Here is a 21,931-nt window from a genome sequence, read left to right as displayed (position 1 = left end):
GCAGGGTCGGTCCCGGTGCCTCCGACCTCGGCGGCTCCGACCTCGACGGCTTCGGCTGGTGCCGGGGCTGCCGGTGCGGCTCTGCCGACGTTCCGGGCCCCGGTCGTACGGGACCTGTCGGCCGAGGGCGCCACGTCGACGCTGCCGGTGGTGCCGGCCCCCGCGCTGCCCCCGTCCGCATCCGGCCCACGCGGGACGGTCGCCGGTTCCGCCCGCCCCTCCACCGGTACGTCCTACCGGGGCGGCCCGGACCTGGCGAGCGTCGGCTACGGCGGCGGCACCGACGGGCCGGGGCACTCGACTGTCGCTTTTCCGGCAGCCAATCCGGTGGAGAACTCCGGCTCGCTGACCGGGCACATCCTGGCCCAGGGCTGGTCCGACACGCCGCCCTCACGAAGCAGGACCACCCGGGTGGTGGTCGTGCTCGCCGCCTCGCTGGGGCTGCTGGTGGCGATCAGTGTGCTGGTCGTCCTGCTGGCCAACGACGTGATGGACGGGCTGGTCGGCAACATGCTGTCCCAGTGAAGCCGGCCGACCGGGACATGCTGGTGGGGCGGCCTGCCGGGCAGGTGAGGCCGACCGGGGCGGGGTGAGTCCGCCCACTACCGGCTCGGGGTGCACTGGCGACATCGCCGGATCGCCGTACACTTGTCGGGATCACTGACCCGGCGCGCGTGGCGTGCCCCTGGGCGATCTTGCGGGCGATTCGGCGGCGTACCTCATGCTGCGGCGGGCCATCGCGAAGATGCGCCCCGCTCGAAAGGCATTTCTTGACCACCTCCGTTGAACCCGGCAGCATTCCGTCCGCCCAAGACCTCCCGACCGGTGACGTCACCGGCACAGACCCGGCCCAGGCCACCCCCGTCGTCGGCTTCGCCGACCTGGGGCTGCCCCGGCAGTTGGTCGACACCCTCGCCCGGCAGGGCATCACCACCCCGTTCGAGATCCAGCGGGCCACCCTGCCCGACGCCATCGCCGGCCGGGACGTGCTCGGCCGGGGCCAGACCGGCTCCGGCAAGACCCTGGCCTTCGGCCTGCCGATCATCGCCCGGCTCGCCGAGCGCAACCGGGCCCGGCCGCTGCACCCCCGCGCCCTGGTCCTGGTCCCCACCCGCGAACTGGCGATGCAGGTCAACGACGCGCTGCTGCCGCTCGGCAAGGCCGTCGGGATCTTCCTCAAGACCGCCGTCGGCGGCGTCCCGTACGACCGGCAGATCGACGCGCTGCGTCGGGGCGTCGAGATCGTCGTGGCCACCCCGGGCCGGCTCGGCGACCTGATCAACCGGGGCGTCTGCATCCTGGACGACGTCGAGGTGACCGTCCTCGACGAGGCTGACCAGATGGCCGACATGGGCTTCCTTCCCGAGGTCACCGAACTACTCTCCAAGACCCCGGCGAACGCCCAGCGGCTGCTCTTCTCGGCCACTCTGGACGGTGACGTCGACACGCTGGTCAGGCGGTTCATGACCGACCCGGTGACGCACTCCACCGCCCCGTCGACCGCGTCGGTGTCCACCATGGACCACCACCTGCTGCTGATCCCGCCGCACGACAAGTTCGCCGTGGCGGCGTCGATCGCGGCCCGCCCCGGCCGGACCATGCTCTTCGCCCGTACCCAGCTCGGCGTCGACCGGCTGGTGGAGCAGCTCGGCGCGGTGGGCGTACGGGCCGGTGGGCTGCACGGCGGCAAGACCCAGCGGATGCGTACCAAGACCCTCGCCGAGTTCCGTGAGGGACGGATGGACGTGCTGGTCGCCACCGACGTGGCGGCCCGGGGCATCCACGTCGACGGGGTCTCCCTGGTGCTGCACATCGATCCTCCGAAGGATCCGAAGGACTACCTGCACCGGGCGGGCCGTACCGCTCGGGCCGGCGAGTCGGGCGCGGTGGCCACGCTGGTGCTGCCCAAGCAGCGGCGGACCACGCTGGCGATGCTGGAGAAGGCCGGCGTGGCGCCGGCCGAGACCCGGGTGCGGGTCGGTGACGCGGTGCTGACCGAGCTGACCGGTGCCCGCGAGCCCAGCGGCGTCCCGGTTCCGGTACGCGAGGAGCCCGAGCCGCGTCGGCACGGCGACCGGCCGCGCCGCTTCGGCGACCGGGACTCCCGGAGCTACGGCGGCAGCCGGGACAGCCGGGGTCACAGCGGGGACCGGAGCTACGGCGGCGATCGACCGACCGGGGACCGCAGCTACGGCGACCGGGGCGGTGACCAGGGTTCCCGCTTCGGGGAGCGGTCCGGCACCGACCGGCCGACCGGGGAGCGACGCTTCGCTGACCGGTCCTTCGGCGACCGCGCCGGGCGACGGCCTGACGCACGGGGCGACCGCCCCACCGGGGACCGCGGCTACGGCGACCGCAGCTACAGCGCCCGCCCCACCGGTGAGCGCAGTTACCGCGACCGACCCACCGGTGAGCGTGGCTACGGTGATCGCGCCCAGGCCGACCGGGGTTACGGCGACCGCACCGACCGGCGCTTCGGCGACCGGGGCGAGCAGCGCTTCGGCGACCGGGACGTCCGGAGCGAGCAGCGTTCCGGGGAGCGCCGGTTCGGCAGCGGTGAGCCGCGTGGCGGCGACCGCCGGGGCGGGTTCCGTACCGAGGGACTGGTCCGCGACGACCGGCCGCGCGACGACCGGCGGGGCTTCGGCGGCCGACCGCCGGCGCGTACCCACTGATTCGACGGATTCTCGACGCCGCCCCGGAGCCCACGCTCCGGGGCGGCGTTTCCGCATGCGCTGCCGTCGGCGGCCGGCTGGCGTAACGTCCGGACCATGCCGAGGTCACTCTTCTGGAGTCGGACGGACACCGCCGGGGCCGAGCACGTCGTCCTCGACGACGGGTCCGGGTTCACCGCGCACGGCACCCAACTGGCGGTCGACCCGGTCCCCTACACCTGCCGATACCGGCTGGCGACCGGCGCGGACGGGGCCACCGTCTCGCTCGCCGTGGAGGCCGAGGGAGCGGGCTGGTCGCGGGCGGTACGGCTGGAACGCGGGGCAGCGGGCTGGCGGGTGACCACCGGCGAGCAGGGCGACCTGGACGCGGCGCTACGGGCGGCCGGTCGGCCACCGGCGGGGCTGCCCGGCATCGAGGACACCGACCGGTTGCACGACGCGCTCGACGTCGACCTGGGCGGTTCGGCGCTGTTCAACAGCCTGCCGATCCGCCGACTGGGGTTGGCCGGCGCGACGTCCAGCACCGAGCACCGGATCACCGTGGCCTGGGTGCTGGTGCCGAGCCTGGAGGTGGTGGCCGGCGAGCAGGTCTACACGGCGCTCGGGCCGGGCCGGGTGGGCTTCACCAGCGACACCTTCCGCGCCGAGCTGGAGGTGGACGGCGCGGGGCTGGTCCGGCACTACCCCGGGTTGGCCGACCGGGCCGATCTGGGCTGACTGAGTCGTCGACGTCATCAGCTCCACAGGCCGCTGCACCCCACCCGCACGCGGCGGCCCGCAACCTGATCCCCACCGGGCCGGCACCGCACACCGGGCCGGCCGCACACCGGGCCGGCACCACTGCGACCGGCACCGCTGCACTGACCGGCCGGGGGTCAGGCCGGCCAGGTGCCGGTGGTGAGGAACCGTTCGATGGTGGCCAGGTGCGGGGCGAGGTCGAGGCCCTGCCCGGCCACCCAGTCGTCGTCGTAGTAGGTGTCGGCGTACCGCTCTCCGGCGTCGCAGATCAGGGTGACCACCGAGCCGGTCCGGCCCTGCGCGAGCAACTCCGCGATCAGCCCGAACGCCCCCCACAGGTTGGTGCCGGTGGAGCCGCCGACCCGCCGACCGAGCACCGCCGAGCCGGCGCGCATGGCGGCCAGCGAGGCGGCGTCCGGCACCTGGGTCATCCGGTCCACCACCGAGGGGAGGAAGGATGCCTCGACGGTGGGTCGGCCGATCCCCTCGATCCGGGATCCCCGGCCGGTGCGTACCGACCAGTCGGCGGCCTGCCAGGCCGGGTAGAACGCCGAGTTTTCCGGGTCGACCACGCAGAGCTTGGTGGGCAGCCGCTGGAAGCGGGCGTACCGGCCGATGGTGGCGCTGGTGCCGCCGGTGCCCGCGCCGACCACGATCCAGGCCGGCACGGGGTGCCGTTCCAGGGAGAGCTGCGCGTAGATCGACTCGGCGATGTTGTTGTTGCCCCGCCAGTCGGTGGCCCGCTCGGCATAGGTGAACTGGTCCATGAAGTGCCCGCCGGTGTCCTCGGCGAGCCAGCGCGCCTCGACCACCACCTTGGCCGGGTCGGCGACCAGGTGGCAGCGCCCGCCGTGGAACTCGATCTGAGCGATCTTCTCCGGTGACGTGGAGGCGGGCATCACCGCGACGAACGGCAGCCCGAGCATCCGGGCGAAGTACGCCTCGGAGACCGCCGTCGAGCCGGAGGACGCCTCGATCACCGTGGTCGACGGCCCGATCCAGCCGTTGCAGAGCCCGTAGAGGAAGAGCGAGCGGGCCAACCGGTGCTTGAGCGAACCGGTGGGGTGCACCGACTCGTCCTTGAGGTAGAGGTCGATCCCCCACTGCCGGGGCAGCGGAAACGGCAGCAGGTGGGTGTCGGCGGACCGGTTGGCGTCGGCCTCCACCGAGGCGATGGCCTCGGTCACCCACACCCGGCTGGCCTCGTCGCACCGGTCCAGATGAGTCATGTCGGCAACGTTACAAGCGAGTTCAGCTCGCGTTCGGGTCGACCCGACGTCGCTCGGCGGGGACGTCCGGCGCCCGGGACGACCGCCGAGCAGGCCGGCCGGTCAGGAGGTCGGCGGCTCGATCGGCTGGGGCCGGTTCTCCCACTTGGTCGACAGCGCGATGCCGGTGCGGGTGGAGGCCACCCCGGGGGTACGGCTCAACCTGACGATCAACTGCTCCAGCTCGGCGATGGTGCCCACCCGCGCCTTGAGCAGGAAGGACTCGACGCCGGCCATGAAGTAGCAGGACTCGATCTCGGGCATCTGCCGGAACGTCTCCAGCACGTCGTCGGTGTCCCCGCCGGAGTCCTCGACGATGCCGATCAGCGCGGTCACCCCGAGCCCGATCGACTCCGGCTCCACCTCGGCCCGGTATGCCCGGATGACGCCACTGGATTCCAGTTTGCCGACCCGTTCGTGCACGGCCGGCGCGGAGAGGCCGACCTGCCGGGCCAGTTCGGCGTACGACAGGCGGGCGTTGCCGCGCAGCAGTTCGACGAGGCTCCGGTCGATCGCGTCCACGGAGTGTGAGCCTATCCGTTGGGGCGTAACGTCCGGCGACCGGCATCCGTTGGATATGACAGCAGGTGACAGTTCGCAGACCGACGGTCAAGGGAGTCCCGCGCCGGTACCATTTACTAACTTCCCACTCCGTGCGTTTTTCGCGTTTGGCGGACAGGCCAGTTCGCTGGTGCTGTAATTGCCATACGTCCCTCATGACGGCTCTGGGCTCGCACCGGCCGGGGGCAGTGTGTTCAGCCGAGGGCTTCGTCGACGCGAGGAGGGGGCTGTGGACACTGGAGATCGCCTGCTGACACCGGGTGAGGTCGCCGCGCTGTTTCGGGTAGACCCGAAGACTGTGACGCGTTGGGCGGCGGCCGGCCGGATAGGCAGCATCCGGACTCCAGGCGGGCATCGCCGGTTTCGGGAATCCGAGGTGCGGGCCCTGCTGGAAGGGGAGGGCATGTTGGACGAGGCGGATGACATGGGCAAGCCACGCAATGTGGGCCCCGCCGCCTCGACCGGGCCGGGTCCGGCCAATGCCGGGATGTACTGAATGGTGCGAGACGGGCGCGCGGGCCGGCCGAAAGGTCCGGCCCGCCTCCGGCCGGGTCGAGTGGCTCGTCAGCGCTCGGCGGCCAACTGCCCCGACCAGCGGCGGAACAGGGTGTGCGGCACGCCGAGGGCGTCCAGCACCTTGCCGGCGACGAAGTCGACCAGTTGCTGGGCGGTGGCGGACGCCCCCGCGCCGTAGAAGCCGGGGCTGGCCGGCAGCACCACCGCGCCCGCGTCGTGCAGCGCGATCAGGTGCTCCAGGTGACTGCGGGTCACCGGGGTCTCCCGGGGCACCAGCACCACCGGCCGCCGTTCCTTGAGGTTGACCTCGGCGGCGCGTTGCAGCAGATCCTTCGACAGCCCGATGGCGATGCCGGCGCAGGCTGCCGTGCTGGCCGGCACCACCGCCATCCCCCGTACCCGGTAGGAACCGCTGCTCGGCCCGGCCGCGATGTCGCCCGCCGGCCAGTGCCGTACGTCGTCGTCGGTGAGGTCCCGGCCCAGCCAGCCGGCGAGATCCTCGGCCCAGTGACCGTCCCGGAACGGCCGGCCGGTCTCGTCGAGGACGGTCAGTCGGGCGGCCCGGGAGACGATCAGGTCCACCGGCTCCCCGGCGTCGAGCAGCCCCCGGACGACGGCCGCCGCGTACGGGGTGCCGGACGCCCCGGAGACCCCCACCACCCATGGTTCGCGCATACGCCCAGCCTGCCTGGTGCACACCGGCCGTCGACGCCCACCCCCGGACATCGCCCTTCGACCGTCCGTCCCGGCCCGGTCACCGCCCCGGCCGGTGGGGGTCACGAACTCCCTGATCCACTCGAGGGGCACGCGGGCCGGGCGGCGCGTCGGTGACCGACCTGCGATGCTGCCGTCTGTTGATCCACACCGCACGGGGGAGGCATCGGTTGATGGTCGACGAGGTCCTCTGGTCGTTACGGTCGGCGTGCCCGATCCCACCCCGGCTCTCCCCGCACGCCGACAGGGTGCAGGAGTGGCTGTTGGACCGACTGCCCCGGCTGGGTCTCCCGTTGGACGCCGAGGCGTTGCGCCGGCTCGACCGGGCCGGCTTCGCCCGGTACGCCGGCCGCCTCTATCCGGACGCGAGCGAGCCGGATCTGCGTACCGTGGCCACCATGTTCACCTGGTTCTTCCTGGTGGACGACGCCTGCGACGGGCCGGGCCGGCTGGCCCCGGAGCAGATCCGGGCGCTGCGGACGGGGACGCTGACCCTGCTGCACGACGGCCCCCGACGGCGGCATCCGGGTTTCGGCGGGCCGCTGCGGCGGCTGCTGGTGGAGGCGTGGCGGACGCCCCGCCGCCGGATGCCGGCACGCTGGCGGCTGCGCTTCGCCGACGCGGTCGCCGACCACCTGGACGGCAGTTGGCGGGAGGCGGTGGCGAAGGAGAGCGGACAGGTGCCCGGGGTGGCCGAGTACGTCGCGCTGCGCCGGGCCACCTCGGCGGCGTACGTGTCGTATCCGCTGATCGAGTTCGTCGGGGGCCGGGCGCTGCCCGACGCGGTCTACCACCATCCGCTGCTGCGTCGGATCGGCGAACTCGGCAACGACCTGCTCTCCTGGTACAACGACATCGCCTCGATGGAACGGGACCGGGTCACCTCGGGCGGGCACAACCTGGTGCTGGCCCTGGCCGCCGAGCGGGACGTGCCGGTATCGGAGGCGGTGGAGCTGGTCGCCGACCGGTGGCGGGACACGATGGCCCGCTTCGAGGCGCAACGCGCGGCGGTGCCGTCGTTCGGCCCGGCCCTGGACGAGTCCGTAACCGTCCACCTCGACGGCCTCGCGAACGCCGTCCGAGGCACCATCGACTGGACCCTGGAAAGCGCCCGCTACCCAGCAAACACCCACCCCTGACCCCCACCCCCCACCCCCCTCCCCACCCCCCTCGCTCCCGGCCCGGTGATCAAGAGGTTTACGTCACGTTCGATCTTCAGATTGACGCAAACTTCTTGATCACCGGGGCGGGGCGAGGGCGAGGGCGGGGCCGAGGGGGGTGGGGGTGGGGGTGGGGGTGGGGGTGGGGGGTTACGGGTGCAGGTTTAGGCGGATTAGTAGGTCTAGGAGGGCGAAGGCGAACAGGGCGATGCCGACGAAACCGTTGGCGGTGAAGAACGCCCGGTTGACCTTGCTCAGGTCGGTGGGGGTTACCACCAGGTGCTGGTAGCCGAAGGCGATTGCGGTGAGGGCCAGGCCGATCCACCAGGGCCAGCCGTAGCCGACCAGCGCACCGAACCAGATGAACAGCGCGAAGGTGATCACGTGCGCGACGGTGGAGGCGTGCAGCGCGAAGCGGCGGCCGTAGCGGGCGGGGACGCTGCGTACCCCGATCCGGCGGTCGACCTCGTCGTCCTGGCAGGCGTAGATCAGGTCGAAGCCGCCGATCCACAGGCCGACGGCCGCGCCGAGCAGCCAGGCCGGCCAGGAGCCGGCGAAGGTGCCGGTGACCGCCAGCCACGCGCCGACCGGCCCGACCGCCTGGGCGATCGCCAGGATGGCGTGCGGCCAGTCGGTGAACCGCTTGCCGTACGGGTAGACCACCAGCGGGATCACGGCGAGCGGGGCGAGCACCAGGCAGAGCGGGTTGAGCAGGGCGGCGGCGGCGAGGAAGACCACCAGGGCGACGGCCGCGCCGGTCCAGGCCGTCCGCACGCTCACCGCCCCGGTGACCAGTTCCCGGCCAGCCGTACGCGGGTTCCGGGCGTCGATCCGCCGGTCGAGGATCCGGTTGGCCGCCATCGCGAACGTCCGTGCCCCGACCATCGCCACGGTGATCAGCAGCAGGTCCCACCAGCGCACCCGCCCGCCGTTGACCTGCATCGCGGTCAGCGCCGACAGGTACGCGAACGGCAGCGCGAAGACGGAGTGCTCGATCGCGACGAGCCTGAGGAAGGACTTGACCCGGCCCGGCCGGGCGGGCGGTGCGACGGCGGTGGCCATCAGATGCCGTACTCCTTCCAGCGCTTGTCGACCAGGGAGGTGACCTCCGGCGACATGGTCATCTCTTCCGGCCAGCCCCGGGTGTAGCCCTCGGTGGGCAGCTTGCGGGTCGCGTCGACACCCACCTTGCCGCCCCAGAACTGCTGGTAGGACGAGTGGTCGAGGTGGTCCACCGGCCCCTCGGTGAGCAGCAGGTCGCGGGCGTAGTCGACGTTGCCGAAGGCCCGGAAGGCGACCTCGGCGTAGTCGTGCACGTCGCAGTCCTCGTCGACGATCACGATCAGCTTGGTCAGCGACATCAGGTGCGCGCCCCAGATCGCGTTCATCACCTTCTGCGCGTGCTTCGGGTAGCGCTTGCGGATCGACACGATCGCGCAGTTGTGGAACACCCCGGCGGCCGGCAGATCGTAGTCGACGATGTCCGGGATCATCAGCTTGAGCAGCGGTTGGAAGATCCGCTCGGTGGCCTTGCCGAGGCCGTGGTCCTCCTGCGGCGGCTTGGAGGTGACGATCGAGTGGTAGACCGGCGCACGCTGCATGGTCATCGTCTCGACGTGCAGCACCGGGAAGGGCTCGACCGGGGTGTAGAAGCCGGTGTGGTCACCGAACGGCCCCTCGGGCAGCCGCTCGCCGGGCTCCAGGTAGCCCTCCAGCACGATCTGCGCGTGCGCCGGCACCTGCAACGGGACGGTGAGGCAGTCGACCATCTCGACCCGTTCGCCGCGCAGGAACCCGGCGAACAGGTATTCGTCGATGTCGCCGGGCAGCGGCGCGGAGGCGGCGTAGCTGACCACCGGGTCGCAGCCGATGGCGATGGCGACGGGCAGCCGCTGGCCGAGCCGCTCGGCGACCGCGTGGTGGGCGGTGGAGTCCTTGTGGATCTGCCAGTGCATGCCGAGGGTGTTGCGGGAGTGCTGCTGGAGCCGGTAGAGCCCGAGGTTGCGCTTGCCGGTCTCCGGGTGCTTGGTGTGGGTCAGCCCGTAGTTGTGGAAGATCCCGCCGTCGTCGGGCCAGACCTGGAGGCCGGGCAGCTTGTTCAGGTCGACGTCGTCGCCGGAGTAGACCAGCTCCTGGCAGGGAGCGGTCTTCACCTTGCGCGGCGGCACCGACTTGAGCTGCATGACCTTGCCCAGGCCCTCGCGGATGCCGGACCAGCCGACCGGCAGCTCCGGCTTGATCAACGCGCCGATCCGGTCGCCGATCTCGTCCAGCGACTCGACGCCGAGCGCCATCGCCATCCGCTTCTCGGTGCCGAACAGGTTGATCGCCACCGGCATCTCGCCCCGGGTGGGCCGCTCGAAGAGCAGCGCCGGCCCGCCGGCCCGGACCGTCCGGGTGACCACCTCGCTGATCTCCAGCGTGGGGTCCACCGGGACGGTCACCCGCCGCAGCTCGCCCGCGCGCTCCAGCGCCGCGAGGAAGTCCTTGAGATCGGTGTACGGGAAGCCACGAGCCGCCATACGGCCAGTCTCCCGCACCACCGCCGGCACCGCCCACGCCGGGTCCGCCCCAGCGGTGTGCGCCTCCCCACCCGGACCGATGGCGGCCTTGGTCAGAGATCTTGGAAAGAAACGGCCCTCACAGGGGCCACTTCCTGCCAAGATCTCGGCGAGCGTCTCTCCGCACGGGCAGGTGCGTCTCTCCGGCCGACGGCTGCTCGTTGGACGGGTGACGGTGGGTCGGCCGGTCGGGCCGTCGACGTCGGACGGGGGCGGGGATGGGCGACGGACGGGTTCCGACGGGGTTCACCGAGCAACGGGCCCAGGTCGGTGACGTGGCGATCAACTATGTCCGGGGCGGTCAGGGGCCGACCGTGGTGCTGCTGCACGGCTACCCGCAGTGTTGGCGGATGTGGCGGGGGCTGCTGCCGGAACTGGCCGCGACGTACCAGGTGATCGCCCCCGACCTGCGCGGGTTCGGCGACAGCGACGCCCCACCCGACGGGTACGACAAGTTGACCGTCGCCGCCGACCTGCACGGGCTGCTGACCGGCCTGGGCCTGGCCGGCGACATCCGGCTGGTCGGCCACGACGTGGGCACCATGGTCGCGTACGCCTACGCCGCCGCCCACCCCGACGCGGTGTCCCGGCTGGTGCTGACCGAGGCGCCGATCCCGGACGAGAGCATCTACACGTTCCCCGCACTGACCGCCGCCGGGCCGGCGGTGTGGAACTTCGGCTTCTTCAACGTCACCAACGGCCTGCCCGAGGAGCTGGTCGCCGGCCGGGAGCCGCGCTGGGTGGACCGCTTCACCGATTCGATCATGGTGCACAAGGGCAGCATCGGCCCGGACGACATCGAGGAGTACGCCCGGCACCTGAGCGACCCGGCCCACCTGCGGGCGAGCTTCGGCTACTTCCGGGCGTTCGCGCAGGACGTCGCGGACAACGCCGCGTACCGGAGGAACCCCTTGCCGATGCCGGTGCTGGCCATCGGTGCCGCGGCCAGCCTCGGCGGACAGGTCGCCGACCAGGTACGCCGGTACGCCCGCACGGTCGACGGCCAGGTGGTCGCCGACAGCGGCCACTGGCTGTTCGAGGAGCGCCCGGCCGAGCTGACCGCCCTGCTGCTCCCCTTCCTCCACGGCTGACACCCGCCCTGTGCCCGGCAGCCGAGTCAGCGAGCGCGGGCCAGTGGACGCGGATCAGCAGGCGCGGACCGGTGCCGGCTGGCACGGGGTCGGCGGGCGGGTCAGCGGGTACGGGCGAGCGCGACGAACGACCGCCAGGCGGCCGGGGTGAAGGTCAGCACTCCACCGTCGCGGTCCTTGCTGTCGCGGACGGCGACCAGGCCGGGCAGGTTGTCGGCCACCTCGACGCAGTTGCCGCCGTTGGTGCTGCTCCGAGTGCTGGTGCGCCACCGCGCGCCGGTCAGCTCCATGACTTCGCCACCTCCGTCAACAGATCGATCGACTGCCGGGGCGGCAGCGCCTCGCCCTGGATCGACTCCCAGGCCGACCGGACCGCCAGCACGTCCTCGGTGTGGTCGATCACCTGACCCTTGAGCTGATCGTCCAGATAGACGACGTCCTCCCCGGTGGGCAGCGTAGCCAGCACGAAGGCCCCGGCGACACCTGGATATGCCCCGACCGAGGCGGGCACGATGTGCAGCCGGACCCGGGTGTGCTCGGTGGCGACCTTCACCAGGCGCAACAGTTGCTCGCGCATCACCACCGGCCCACCGACCGGGCGGCGTAACACGTGTTCGTCGAGCACCGCGACGAGCTGCGGCGGTCGTTCGCCGGCCAGCACCGCCTGCCGGGCCAACCGCGCCTCGGCCCGCCGCTCCACCTCCTGCTCGTCGAAGAGGCCGACGCTGCGGAACAGCGCGCGGGCATAGGCCGCCGTCTGGAGCAGCCCCGGCACCACCACATTCTCGAATGACCGGAGCACGGTGGCCTGCCGCTCGTTGGCCTCCCACTCCCGCATCCACTGCGGCGATCCGAGGCGGGCCAGCATCCGGGCGAACGCACCCCCGGTGTCGAGCGCCACGTCGACCCGCTCCCAGAAGTCGGGCGGCGGCTTCCGCGCCCCGGTCTCGACCATGGCCACGGTGGACGGCGAGTAGTTGACCGCCTTGGCCAACTCCTCCTGGGTCATCTTCCGGGCGGCCCGCATGTGCCGCAGCTCCTCGATCAGCACCCGCAAGCGCTCGTCCATCCGCACGTCTCCTCACCGTCGCGCCCCGCGTTTCTCACCGGCCTCACCGTCACCGCCGGGGAACACACAGGGTGACCGATCGCCTTCCGATCGTATTCCGTCCTGATCAGACTGTGCACACCCGGAACCGCCCGGATCCGACCGAAAGGACGGGTGGAACCGTGGCGGGGCCGTCCGGCACGTCGGCGACGGACGGCCCCGCTTCCAGGGGCAGTCGCCGGGCATCTCGACGACGGACGGTCTGCACGCCGGGAGTGCCGGCACGGCGGCGACGCCACGACCCACCCCAGGTCCACCGGCGAGGTGAGGAGCACCCGATGACCAGCCCTGTGCAGCGCTCCCGGCTCCACGTCCCACTCCGGCCGCTGTGGCTCTGCCGGGCCTGCGGCGGTCCGTGGCCGTGCGCCACCGCCCGGCTGACCCTCGCGGCCGACTACCGGAACAGCCGGGTCGCCCTGTCGATCTACCTGGCCGGGATGCTGTACACCGCCGTCGAGGATCTGTACCGGCTCCACCCCCAGGACGCCCCGAAACCAGGAGCGCTGTACCAGCGCTTCCTCGGTTGGACCCGGCCGCGCCCGTAGCCGACCACCGCCCGCACCTGGCGATGACCTGGCTTCCGGTCAGCCGTGGCGCAGAACCACACTCAGTCATGCGCACCCGGCAGCAGGCGTCCTTTCCCCGCCGAACCTGCCCAGGACCGCGTTTTCCGATCAGGCCGCCGGCTTCCAGGCGTAACCGGTCAGGGGCGGGTCGAGCGGGGCGCGGGTGAGCCGGTTGGCGAGGGTCGAGATGGTGTACGTCCCGACCCCGAGCACCACGTCCAGGGCGTGCCGGGGCCGGTAGCCGGCGTCGAGGAAGGCGGTCAGCTCGTCGTCCGGGACGTCACCGGCGTGGTCGAGGACGGCGAGGGTGAACCGGCGCAGCGCCGCCAGCCGGGGTTCCGGCAGTTCGCTGCCGTCGCGCAGCGCGGCGATCAGTTCGGCGGCGGCACCCAGTCGGGTCAGGGTGGCGGTGTGCATCGCCACGCAGAGGTGGCACCGGTTGCGGGTGGCGACCGTCAGCACCACCACCTCCCGCTCGACAGGTGCGAGGTCGGTGGCCTCGAAGGTCGCGGAGGCGGTCAGGAAGCCCTTGAGCAGTTCGGGGGATTCGGCCATCAGCCCGACCGCGCCGGGCAGGTGGCCGAGCTTCCGCTGCACGCCGGCCATGGTCGGGCGGGCGGCGTCGGGCGCGGTGTCGAGGGTGTGGACGGTGAAGGTCGGTCGGGACATGGGGGCACCCCTCACGTACGATAGTCAACGTGGTTGTCCAAACAGTAAACCAGGTTGTCGAAGATGTCGACGGCTGACCCCGAGCGCCCCGGTTTCGTGCTGCCGCTGCTGCTGCTCGCCGGTTTCCGTAGCCTCGTCGACGAGCTGCACGCCGAGCTGGCCCGGCAGGGTCACCCGGAGCTGCGGCCGGCGCACGGCTTCGTCCTCCAGGCCGTCGGCGTCGCCGGTACCACGGCGTCCGACCTGGGCCACCGCCTGGGCGTCTCGAAGCAGGCCGCCGGCAAGACCGTCGACCGGCTGGTCGCCCTCGGCTACCTCGAACGCGCCGAAGACCCGGCCGACGCCCGCCGCAAACTGGTCCGGATGACGGAGAAGGGTGTCGACGGGCTACGCCGGTCGGCGGTGCTCTTCGACGCGTTGCGGGAGCGCTGGGTGGCGCGACTCGGAGCGGAGCGGGTGGCCGCCCTGGAGGACGACCTGCGCGCGGTCACCCCGCCGGATTCCTTCCGCCTCGACGTCCCCGGCTGGTTCGGCACCTGACCACTCCAGAGCCAAGCAACGACGATCCGGGCGCGGGACACGGCACGCTTCAACTCCTGCACCGACGATGCGGGCGGAAGCACCGGCAGGAGCAGCCCGGTTTGGGTCAGGCGGTTCGCGGTGCTGCCGTGCTGGCCCGTATCACTAGCCGGTTCGGCACCAGGCTGGTACCGGGCTCGACGGGCTGGTTGCGGATCTGTCGCAGCGCGGTCTCGACGCATCTGCGGCCTACTTCGGCGAAGTCCTGATGGATCGTGGTCAGCGGTGGGATGAACGAGGCGCTGTCCGGGATGTCGTCGAAGCCGATCACGCTGATGTCGCGGGGAACGACCCGTTGCTTCTCGTGCAACGCCCGCAGCACGCCGAGGGCCATCTGGTCGTTGCCGGCGAAAACCGCGGTGCACGACGCCTCGTCTGCCAGCAGGAGGCCGGCGCGGTAGCCGGATTCGGCCGACCAGTCGCCGCGGTACATCGCCGGTACGGGCCGACCCGCCCCTTCAAGCACGCAGCGCCACGCCGTCGCCCGACGCCCGGCGGCGAAGGACTCCGGCGGCCCGGCGACGTGCCAGACGGTGTGGTGGCCGAGGTCGAGCAGGTGTTGGACGGCCTGCCGCGCGCCGTCGGCCTGATCGGTGTCCACCACGCTGTAACGGTCGCCGGCATCGGAGTCGACGACCACGACATGCACCCCTGGCGGGAGGACGAACATCGCGGCGTCGAGCAGATGCACCTCCATCACCACGATGACGGCGTCCACCGCCAACTCGCCCAGTCGGGTGAACGCGCCCAGCACGCCGTGCTGGGTGGGTGTCGCCACGGGCATGAGCGTGATCACGTAACCAGCACGGCTGGCGTGGGTGGCGATCGCCTCGAGCAGCCGGCTGTTCCCCGTGGTGGACAGCGTGAAGATGATGACGCCGATGGTGCGGAACTCGCCGTTCTTCAGCGCCCGGGCCGCGCTGTTGGGCCGGTAGCCCAACTGCTGCATCGCCGCAAGAACCTGTTGGCGGGTGGACGCGACAACCCCGGGATGGCCGGTGGAGACGCGGGATACCGTCTGCGCGGAGACACCGGCCGCTCGGGCCACGTCCGCCATCGACACGCGCCGGTGGCGCCGGGTGATGCCTGACGATCCTGCGAGGGCCCGCGGCACACCGTCCGGCGATGCTGGGATCATCGCTACGGTGCTCCTTTCGCAGCCCGGCGGGCTGTTGAACGACACGATAAAGCAGCTATCAGTTCTTGACGCCATCCGAGAGAGACGTGGGAGGGATCCGGAACAGGCGTTCCGGATCCCTCCCACGTCAGGTTGGTGTCAGCCGCGGGTCCACCGCTGGTTGGCGCCTCCGTTGCAGGTCCACATGTTCACCGCTGAACCGTTCGCGGTCGCGTTGTTGGCCACGTCCAGGCACAGCCCGGACTGGACTCCCACCACGGTGTTGTTGGTGAGGGTCCACTGCTGGTTGGCACCGCTGCTGCAGTCCCAGAGGACCGCCGTGGCGCCCGGCGTCGTGCTCTGACCGGAGACGTCCAGGCACTTGCCGAGCGACTGCAACTGGCGGGTGGAGGCGTTGTACGTCCACTGCTGGTTGGTCCCGGTGTGGCAGTCCCAGAGCGCCGGCCTGGTCCCGTTTGCGGAGTTGCTGTTCGGCACGTCGAGGCAACGACCCGACTGGGCGCCGATCAGCCTCGCCGTCGTCGTCCCCGTGGACGGGACCGGTGTTGTCGGCACGACGCCGCCCAGGTCGATGGTGCTGTACGTGACGGAGTTGACGGTGCTGCCGTTGTAGCCGCCGCTGAGCACCACCAGGCTGTGGCCGTCGGCCAGCGGAACCATGCCGCGGCTGTAGCCGCCGGCGACCTTGGAATCGACACGGGTCCAGGCGTTCGCGGCACCGCCCTGGGTGTTGACGAACACGTCGGTTGTGCTTTGCGCACTGACGACGAGGGTGCCGTTGGAGCCGCCGGTGGGAAGCCAGGTGATGTACGGGTTCCAGAAGGCGGTGTGGCCGTCGGTCGACCTCAGGACCTGGCCGGTGACTGAGCCGAACGCCTCGGGGTTGGAGGAGATCTTGTAATAGACCGCGAGGTTTCCCGCCGGCGAGCCCCCGTACTCGTACGTCATCACGTAGTTACCGTTCGGCAGCTTCGCAACTGTCGACATGCCGGGCCGGTCGCTCTGGGTGGAGGTCGCCACGTCGTCGACGACGGGGCCCCAGTTGATGCCGTCCGTGCTGACCTGGTGCACCAGCTTCTGGCTGTGGCTGCTGTCTCGCTCGTCGGAGTAGTAGACGATGAGTTTGTTGCCGTTGACCAGGAAGAAGGGTTCCCAGACCGGTCTGCCCGCGCCGTTGACGATGTTCTTGACGAAGGTCCAGCTCTGCCCTTGGTTCGTGCTGGCGTACATGTCGATCTTGAACCCGGAGCGGTTACTGGGGACGGAGTCGCCGGCGGCCAGGATGGTCCCGGCGGGAAAGTTGCCGATCGCGGTGGGCAGTTCGAACAGCTGTGGTTGCCAGCGCATGCCCCAGCCGTTCTGCGTGTCGGCGACTTCCGAGATCTTGGTCCAGGAGTTGCCGGTGTCGGTGCTGCGGTAGATCGGGAAGACGGGCTTGCCGGTGGTGTACTGCTCGAAGGTGGCGAGCATGGTGCCGTTGGACGACCCGCTGTGCTCCAGCCGTATCCCCCTGGGGTAGAGCGTGCCGGGGGCGGGGGTGCCGGACGGCGGGGTGTACATGGTCTGCGAGGAGCGGGTGATGGCCTCGCTCACTGTAGGGAGGAGGACCGTGCCGACCGCCGCGACCAGGGCGAGCAGCAGGAGCAGGACAAGGAGGGGGAAGGGACGGGAAAGCGGAGCGGCGCCGGATCTGACGCCTGTCTGCTTCGGGAACATGTGCGGCTCCAATAGCGGGGGAACGAGGTTCTCGTCCGGGTCCGCCGCGTCGGGAGTAACCAGGTGGCGGTACGGCGGAGTTCAGGGAACTTTCAGCCGGGCGAGTTGGTGTCCAGCGACTGGTCGTTGTCCTCGTAGGGTGCATCGCTATCAAGGGGGTACGAGCACCCAGGCGATGCGCTTGTCCAGCTTTCTCATGGAGAGTCTCTCCTCGCAGACGGGTGGGCCAGGGGTCAAGGCGTCTCCCCCGCCGGCCGTCAACGTCGACCACGTTACCGTTGTCGATGTTTACGTAAACATCAACAACGGGCGCGACCCCATCCGGACGCCGCAGTCGAAGCTGATGTCCGATTTAAGCCTTAGATTGTTTACGCAAACATCGTTCGGCGATGATGTCATCAGCCTTATGGGGCGTCAAGGTGTCAGCCAATGCGAAGGCATCACGACCACCAATTACCGCTGGCGGTCGGTGCCGCTGACCGGCTTCGGGAGGGGGAGACGTTCTGCAGGCCAAGGGGCATCGACACACCTGGTCCTCCGGTAGAGGATGGGACGCATGGACGACGCGTACACGGTGGGCGATCCCGACGGCCTCTCCCCGCTGCTGCGGGAGATCCGCGACGCGGTGGCCCGCGAGCTGCACGCCCAGCTCGCCCTACGTGCCGAGCGCCTCGAACTGGCCGACGTGCCGGAGGTCGCCTACCAGGTGACCCTCGGCGTCGACCGGGTGCTCACCGGCCGGTTCAGTTCACCCCGGCGTACGAGTGCAGGCCGGTGAAGAAGAAGTTCACCCCGAACAGGTTCATCAGCACGGTCAGGAAGCCGAGCACCGCGATCCAGGTCGCCACGTTGCGCCTGACGCTGGGCGTCGCACGCGCGTGCAGGTAGCCGGCGTAGACCACCCAGGAGATGAACGCCCAGGTCTCCTTCGGATCCCAGCCCCAGGCCCGGCCCCAGGCCGCCTCGGCCCAGATCGCGCCCGCGATCACCGCGAACGTGAAGATCGGGAACGAGAAGGCGTGCAGCGCGAAGGTCAGCCGTTCCAGGTCGGCCGCCCCGGGCAGCCGCCGGGCCAGCGTGTACGGGAAGCTCCGCCGGCCCTGCTCGTACCCGTTGCGGAGCAGGAACGCCACCGCCGGCACCACGCCCAGCAGGAAGATGCCGGAGGAGAAGACGATCGTCGACACGTGGACGATGTACCAGTACGACTGGAGCGCCGGCATCAGCGGCACCACCTGGACGTAGAGCTTCAGCTCGGCGAAGGCCAGCAGCAACACCATGACCAGGGTGAGGAAGAGCCCGAGCCGGCGCAGTGACGGCCGCTTCCAGAGCACCACGAGCCAGGCGGCGGTCCCGATCCAGGTGACCGTCAGCACGAACTCGTACATGTTGCCCCAGGGCATCCGGTCGGCGGCGAGACCCCGGGTGACCAGCGCGCCCAGGTGCAGCGCGGCGGCGAGCACGGTGAGCCCGGCGGCGATCCGCCCGGCCAGCCTCGCCCGGCCGGCCGACCGGCTCGGGCGGGCCGCCGGCGGCGTGGTCCCGGCGACGTCGCCCGGCACCGGCCCACCGGCCTTCACGACATCCGCGCCACCGGCAGCGGGGACGCCGGCCGCGCCGACACCCGCCCCGACCAGCTCGCGGGCCGGGGCGACCCGGGCCGCCACCGCCCGGACGTTGCCCAGGGCGTACTCGACGGCGTGGCTGATCATCGCGATCAGGTACACCAGGATCGCGAACGTCACCAACTGGTCGGAGACTGCGGACATCACTCGACTCCCTCTCGCGCCCACGCGCCGGGCCGCCCGTCGTCGCGTACCGCGGCGACGAGCTGCGCGAACTCGTCGGCGAACCCTGGATGCTCGGTGCGCGGCAGCCCACCGGCCGCCACCAAACTACTACCGCTCGTCGGAGATCCACAGTCGGGGGGCATGACCCGGAACCAGACCCGCCGCCGCCGACCGAACAGCGAGCCCATCAGCCCGACCAGCAGCACCACGCAGGCCCCGAGCATCAGCTTCTCGCCCGGGTCGTGCCGGACGGAGAGGGTGATGTACCGCTTGGTGCCGAGGAACTCCAGCTTGCTGCCGTCGTCCAGGGTCCACGTCTCGCCCGGGGCGAGCTTCTTGTCGCCGATCTGCTTGAGCTTGCCGTTGGTCACCTGGCGCTGGTCGAGCTGGTAGACCGAGCCGGGGATGCCGGCGTCCAGCCCCAGGTTGCCCCGGTAGGCGGCCAGCACCACCGCCGGGTTGCGCTCCTCGGGGAACTGCGACGACGCGAACGGACCGGTCTCCGGGGCGGTCGGCAGGTACAGGCCCTCGAAGGCGACCTGCTGGTCGGCGTCCCGCCGGCCGGTCGCCGGGTCGACGTTGGCGTCCGGGAAGGCGGCCACCCCCTCGCTGGTGAGGTTGGCGTCACCGCTGGTCAGGAAGGGCACCGTGCTGGTCTGGCTACGGCCGTACCGGTCGGTGTACTTCAGGATCGGGGCGTAGCCGTGACCCAGCAGGTAGACGTTGGCGGAGCCGAGCCGCAACGGCGAGTTGACCGAGAACTCGGCGGTCCGCCGGTCCGAGCCGTCCGGCCGGTCGACGGTCACCGTGGCGCGGTAGCTCTCCGGCTGCCCGGACGCCAGGAACCGGGCGTCGAAGTCGTCCAGGGTGATGCAGAACTGCGGCAGGTCGGCGCTGTCGACGCGCGGGCCGAGCTTCGCCTCGGCGTACTGCTGGCGGGTGTTGCAGAAGTCCTCGCCCGCGACCAGCAGGCGGTTGCCGTGCCAGCCGTACCAGGAGCCGAGCGCGACCCCGAGCAGGACGGCGACCAGCGAGGTGTGGAACAGCAGGTTGCCGGTCTCCTTGAGGTAGCCCTTCTCGGCGGAGACCTCGTTGCCGCGCACCTCGACCCGCCAGCGGCGGCGGCGCAGCACGGCGGCGATCGCCGCCGGGTCGGCGGCGGCCGGCGCCTCCAGCACGGTGTGCTGCGGCAGCCGCTCCAACCGCTTCGGGGCGGCCGGCGGACGGGCCCGCAACGCCCGCACGTGGTCGCGCATCCGGGGCAGGATGCAGCCCACCAACGAGGTGAACAGCAGCAGGTAGATGGCGGAGAACCAGACCGAGCCGAAGACCTCGAAGGCACCGATCCGGTCGAGCTGCGGGGCCAGCTCGGGGTGCTCGACGAAGTACCTGTCGACGTTCTCCGGGTTGACCCCGCGCTGCGGCAGCACCGAGCCGGGGATGGCCGCGACCGCGAGCAGGAAGAGCAGGATCAACGCGGTACGCATGCTGGTGAGCTGCCGCCACGAGTTGCGCAGCAGGGCGAGCAGCGGGTGCGGCCGGCGGCGGGGAGCCTCGGCGGGCGGACTCGCCGGCCGGTCGTCGACGGTCGTCATCAGATGCTCACCTCGCCGGGGCCCACGGTCGTCTGCAACCAGATCACGAAGTCCTGCCAGCCGCCGGTGACCAGCGCCAGGCCGATCAGGATCAGCAGCGCCCCGCCGATCCGGGTGACCCAGCGGCTGTTGCGCCGGACCGCGCGGAACACCCCGAGCAGGCGGTGGAAGCCCAACCCGAAGACCACGAACGGCAACCCCAACCCGAGGCAGTACGCCACCGCCAGCACCACGGCCCGGTCGGTCTGCCCGCCGGTGGCGGCCATGCCGAGCACCGCGCCGAGCGTCGGGCCGGTGCACGGCATCCAGCTCAGCGCGAACACCGCACCGAGCACCGGCGCACCGAGCAGGCCGGCGGCGGGCAGCCGCTGGATGCGCAGTTCGCGCTGCATGCCGGGGATCACGCCCAGGTAGCTCAGGCCGAGCAGGACGATCAACGCGCCGATGACGACCTGGAAGGTCCGCTCGTACTCGAAGAAGATCCGGCCGAACCCGGCGAAGAGGATCGCGGTGGCGGTGAAGACGACGGTGAAGCCGGCGATGAAGAGCAGCGTCCCGGCCAGCACCCGCCCCTTGACCGCCGCCACCGGTCGGACCGCCGCCCGGGTCGCCACCGCCACCCCGCCGTCCGCGCCCCCGACCCGTGCCGGGTCGCCGCCGGTCGGGGCCGGGTCATCGCCGGGCCGTGACGGGTCACCGCCGGTCGGGGCGGGCTCGCCGCCGGTCGGGGTCGCCGCCCGGGAGCGGCCTTCCAGGTCGGTGCCGGCCAGGCCGGTCACGTACGACAGGTAGCCGGGCATCAGCGGCAGCACGCACGGGGAGAGGAAGCTGACCAGCCCGGCGAGCGCCGCCGCGCCGATGGCCAGCAGCAGCGGGCCGGACTGGGCGAGTTCGCGGAACGTCTCGCCCATCAGCGGGAACCGTTGGACGCCGGCTCTTCGGCGGCGATCCGCTCGACGATGGGCCGCAGCCCCTCCTGCGTGACGGCGGCCCGGATCACGGTGGCGATCCGGCCCTGCCGGTCGAGCACGACGGTGGCCGGGATGGTGTTCGGCGGGATGTCCAGCGCCAGCGCGAGCCGGCTGGCCGGGTCGAACAGGCTCGGGTAGGTGACCCGGCCCTCCTCGAAGGCGATCGCCTTGTCCCGGCTGTCCTGCACGTTGATGCCGAGGAAGGCCACCCCGGAACCCTTGGTGGCCTGGTAGCTGGCCTCCAGGTCGTCGGCCTCGGCACGGCAGGGGGCGCACCAGGAACCCCAGAAGTTGAGCACCACCACCTGTCCCCGGGCCTGGGAGACGTCGTACCGGCCGCCGGTGAGCAGGTCACCGGCGATCTTCGGGGCGGCGGAGCGTTGGTCGGGAGCGCACTCGACGATGCCGTCGTTGTTGGCGCACCGACTCTCCTCGGTACCGGAGGAGCAGCCGACCAGCGCCGCCCCGGCGGTGACGGCGGCGAGCAGGACGGCGATCGGCCTCCGGAGACGCAT

22 protein-coding genes and 2 pseudogenes are annotated in these 21,931 nt (G+C 71.4%); 9 read left to right on the top strand and 15 right to left on the bottom strand.

All coding sequences use genetic code 11. From position 1 onward, the window contains the following. Positions 1–15 precede the first annotated feature (15 nt). The 3 genes from ACIG87_RS14495 to ACIG87_RS14485 all read left to right on the top strand — a co-directional run bounded on the left by ACIG87_RS14495 (position 16) and on the right by ACIG87_RS14485 (position 3,392). A complete protein-coding gene (locus ACIG87_RS14495) occupies positions 16–525 on the top strand; it encodes a hypothetical protein (protein WP_396850979.1) in 510 nt (169 codons plus the stop codon). A 245-nt stretch (positions 526–770) separates the two neighbouring features. Further along, positions 771–2,675 carry a DEAD/DEAH box helicase gene (locus ACIG87_RS14490; protein WP_396850978.1) on the top strand — a complete coding sequence of 635 codons (1,905 nt, stop codon included), beginning with the start codon at positions 771–773 and terminating at the stop codon, positions 2,673–2,675. A gap of 96 nt (positions 2,676–2,771) precedes the next feature. Further along, positions 2,772–3,392 carry a putative glycolipid-binding domain-containing protein gene (locus ACIG87_RS14485; RefSeq protein WP_396850977.1) on the top strand — a complete coding sequence of 207 codons (621 nt, stop codon included), beginning with the start codon at positions 2,772–2,774 and terminating at the stop codon, positions 3,390–3,392. A 158-nt stretch (positions 3,393–3,550) separates the two neighbouring features. Here the strand turns inward: ACIG87_RS14485 and ACIG87_RS14480 are convergent, their stop codons facing one another. Continuing rightward, positions 3,551–4,642 carry a PLP-dependent cysteine synthase family protein gene (locus tag ACIG87_RS14480; protein WP_396850976.1) on the bottom strand — a complete coding sequence of 364 codons (1,092 nt, stop codon included), beginning with the start codon at positions 4,640–4,642 and terminating at the stop codon, positions 3,551–3,553. Between the two features lie 102 nt (positions 4,643–4,744). Further along, a complete protein-coding gene (locus ACIG87_RS14475; protein WP_396850975.1) occupies positions 4,745–5,203 on the bottom strand; it encodes an Lrp/AsnC family transcriptional regulator in 459 nt (152 codons plus the stop codon). 268 nt (positions 5,204–5,471) lie between these two features. On the opposite strand from ACIG87_RS14475, the gene ACIG87_RS14470 reads away from it, so the two are divergent. Further along, a complete protein-coding gene (locus ACIG87_RS14470; protein ID WP_084261470.1) occupies positions 5,472–5,738 on the top strand; it encodes a BldC family transcriptional regulator in 267 nt (88 codons plus the stop codon). Positions 5,739–5,806: 68 nt separating this feature from the next. On the opposite strand, the gene ACIG87_RS14465 is transcribed toward ACIG87_RS14470, so the two are convergent. Continuing rightward, positions 5,807–6,433 carry a UbiX family flavin prenyltransferase gene (locus ACIG87_RS14465; RefSeq protein ID WP_396850974.1) on the bottom strand — a complete coding sequence of 209 codons (627 nt, stop codon included), beginning with the start codon at positions 6,431–6,433 and terminating at the stop codon, positions 5,807–5,809. A 212-nt stretch (positions 6,434–6,645) separates the two neighbouring features. On the opposite strand from ACIG87_RS14465, the gene ACIG87_RS14460 reads away from it, so the two are divergent. Continuing rightward, positions 6,646–7,611, top strand: a complete 966-nt coding sequence (locus ACIG87_RS14460) for a terpene synthase (protein WP_396850973.1) — start codon at positions 6,646–6,648, stop codon at positions 7,609–7,611. A gap of 171 nt (positions 7,612–7,782) precedes the next feature. Here ACIG87_RS14460 and mqnP read toward each other — a convergent pair whose 3' ends face one another. Continuing rightward, entirely contained in the window at positions 7,783–8,694 is a 912-nt protein-coding gene (mqnP, locus tag ACIG87_RS14455) for a menaquinone biosynthesis prenyltransferase MqnP (RefSeq protein WP_396850972.1), read from the bottom strand. Continuing rightward, positions 8,694–10,154 carry a menaquinone biosynthesis decarboxylase gene (locus ACIG87_RS14450; protein WP_396850971.1) on the bottom strand — a complete coding sequence of 487 codons (1,461 nt, stop codon included), beginning with the start codon at positions 10,152–10,154 and terminating at the stop codon, positions 8,694–8,696. The genes mqnP and ACIG87_RS14450 overlap by 1 nt, the downstream gene beginning before the upstream one ends. 257 nt (positions 10,155–10,411) lie before the next feature. Between ACIG87_RS14450 and ACIG87_RS14445 the strand changes: the two genes are divergently transcribed. Continuing rightward, positions 10,412–11,284, top strand: coding sequence for an alpha/beta fold hydrolase (locus tag ACIG87_RS14445; protein ID WP_396850970.1), 873 nt, complete (start codon positions 10,412–10,414; stop codon positions 11,282–11,284). Between the two features lie 101 nt (positions 11,285–11,385). Here the strand turns inward: ACIG87_RS14445 and ACIG87_RS14440 are convergent, their stop codons facing one another. Both ACIG87_RS14440 and ACIG87_RS14435 read right to left on the bottom strand, forming a co-directional pair. After that, positions 11,386–11,574 carry a DUF397 domain-containing protein gene (locus ACIG87_RS14440; protein ID WP_396850969.1) on the bottom strand — a complete coding sequence of 63 codons (189 nt, stop codon included), beginning with the start codon at positions 11,572–11,574 and terminating at the stop codon, positions 11,386–11,388. After that, positions 11,565–12,353 carry a helix-turn-helix transcriptional regulator gene (locus tag ACIG87_RS14435; RefSeq protein WP_396850968.1) on the bottom strand — a complete coding sequence of 263 codons (789 nt, stop codon included), beginning with the start codon at positions 12,351–12,353 and terminating at the stop codon, positions 11,565–11,567. The genes ACIG87_RS14440 and ACIG87_RS14435 overlap by 10 nt, the downstream gene beginning before the upstream one ends. A 317-nt stretch (positions 12,354–12,670) precedes the next feature. On the opposite strand from ACIG87_RS14435, the gene ACIG87_RS14430 reads away from it, so the two are divergent. Continuing rightward, a complete protein-coding gene (locus ACIG87_RS14430; RefSeq protein ID WP_396850967.1) occupies positions 12,671–12,937 on the top strand; it encodes a hypothetical protein in 267 nt (88 codons plus the stop codon). A gap of 129 nt (positions 12,938–13,066) precedes the next feature. Here the strand turns inward: ACIG87_RS14430 and ACIG87_RS14425 are convergent, their stop codons facing one another. Then, positions 13,067–13,627, bottom strand: coding sequence for a carboxymuconolactone decarboxylase family protein (locus ACIG87_RS14425; protein ID WP_396850966.1), 561 nt, complete (start codon positions 13,625–13,627; stop codon positions 13,067–13,069). A 63-nt stretch (positions 13,628–13,690) separates the two neighbouring features. Here ACIG87_RS14425 and ACIG87_RS14420 point away from each other — a divergent pair, with 63 nt between their 5' ends. Then, positions 13,691–14,167: a MarR family winged helix-turn-helix transcriptional regulator gene (locus ACIG87_RS14420; protein WP_396850965.1), complete on the top strand. Its 477-nt coding sequence runs from the start codon at positions 13,691–13,693 to the stop codon at positions 14,165–14,167. Between the two features lie 106 nt (positions 14,168–14,273). Here ACIG87_RS14420 and ACIG87_RS14415 read toward each other — a convergent pair whose 3' ends face one another. Beyond that, positions 14,274–15,419 carry a LacI family DNA-binding transcriptional regulator gene (locus ACIG87_RS14415; RefSeq protein ID WP_396850964.1) on the bottom strand — a complete coding sequence of 382 codons (1,146 nt, stop codon included), beginning with the start codon at positions 15,417–15,419 and terminating at the stop codon, positions 14,274–14,276. A 63-nt stretch (positions 15,420–15,482) separates the two neighbouring features. Further along, positions 15,483–16,937, bottom strand: a complete 1,455-nt coding sequence (locus ACIG87_RS14410) for a ricin-type beta-trefoil lectin domain protein (protein ID WP_396850963.1) — start codon at positions 16,935–16,937, stop codon at positions 15,483–15,485. Between the two features lie 679 nt (positions 16,938–17,616). Between ACIG87_RS14410 and ACIG87_RS14405 the strand changes: the two genes are divergently transcribed. Next, positions 17,617–17,838: a hypothetical protein gene (locus tag ACIG87_RS14405; RefSeq protein WP_396850962.1), complete on the top strand. Its 222-nt coding sequence runs from the start codon at positions 17,617–17,619 to the stop codon at positions 17,836–17,838. On the opposite strand, the pseudogene ccsB reads toward ACIG87_RS14405, so the two are convergent. From ccsB to ACIG87_RS14380, 5 genes and pseudogenes are all read right to left on the bottom strand, one after another. Further along, positions 17,804–18,574: pseudogene (gene ccsB / locus ACIG87_RS14400) on the bottom strand (c-type cytochrome biogenesis protein CcsB); the annotation flags it as partial. The gene ACIG87_RS14405 and the pseudogene ccsB sit on opposite strands and share 35 nt — an antisense overlap. 93 nt (positions 18,575–18,667) lie before the next feature. After that, positions 18,668–18,829 (bottom strand): annotated as a pseudogene (locus ACIG87_RS14395) (c-type cytochrome biogenesis protein CcsB); the annotation flags it as partial. After that, entirely contained in the window at positions 18,829–20,445 is a 1,617-nt protein-coding gene (locus tag ACIG87_RS14390) for a cytochrome c biogenesis protein ResB (RefSeq protein WP_396850961.1), read from the bottom strand. The pseudogene ACIG87_RS14395 and the gene ACIG87_RS14390, both read right to left, overlap by 1 nt. After that, positions 20,445–21,356 (bottom strand): cytochrome c biogenesis CcdA family protein, encoded by a 912-nt coding sequence (locus tag ACIG87_RS14385; RefSeq protein ID WP_396850960.1) that lies wholly within the window; start codon positions 21,354–21,356, stop codon positions 20,445–20,447. The genes ACIG87_RS14390 and ACIG87_RS14385 overlap by 1 nt, the downstream gene beginning before the upstream one ends. Next, the gene (locus tag ACIG87_RS14380; RefSeq protein ID WP_396850959.1) at positions 21,356–21,931 is read right to left on the bottom strand and encodes a TlpA family protein disulfide reductase; all 576 of its coding nucleotides are present in this window, start codon (positions 21,929–21,931) and stop codon (positions 21,356–21,358) included. The genes ACIG87_RS14385 and ACIG87_RS14380 overlap by 1 nt, the downstream gene beginning before the upstream one ends.

It is taken from the genome of Micromonospora sp. NPDC051925 (assembly GCF_044548625.1).
GTDB lineage: Bacteria > Actinomycetota > Actinomycetes > Mycobacteriales > Micromonosporaceae > Micromonospora.
Note: the sequence above shows the minus strand (reverse complement) of the source record. Positions and strands in the feature narration are given on the sequence as shown.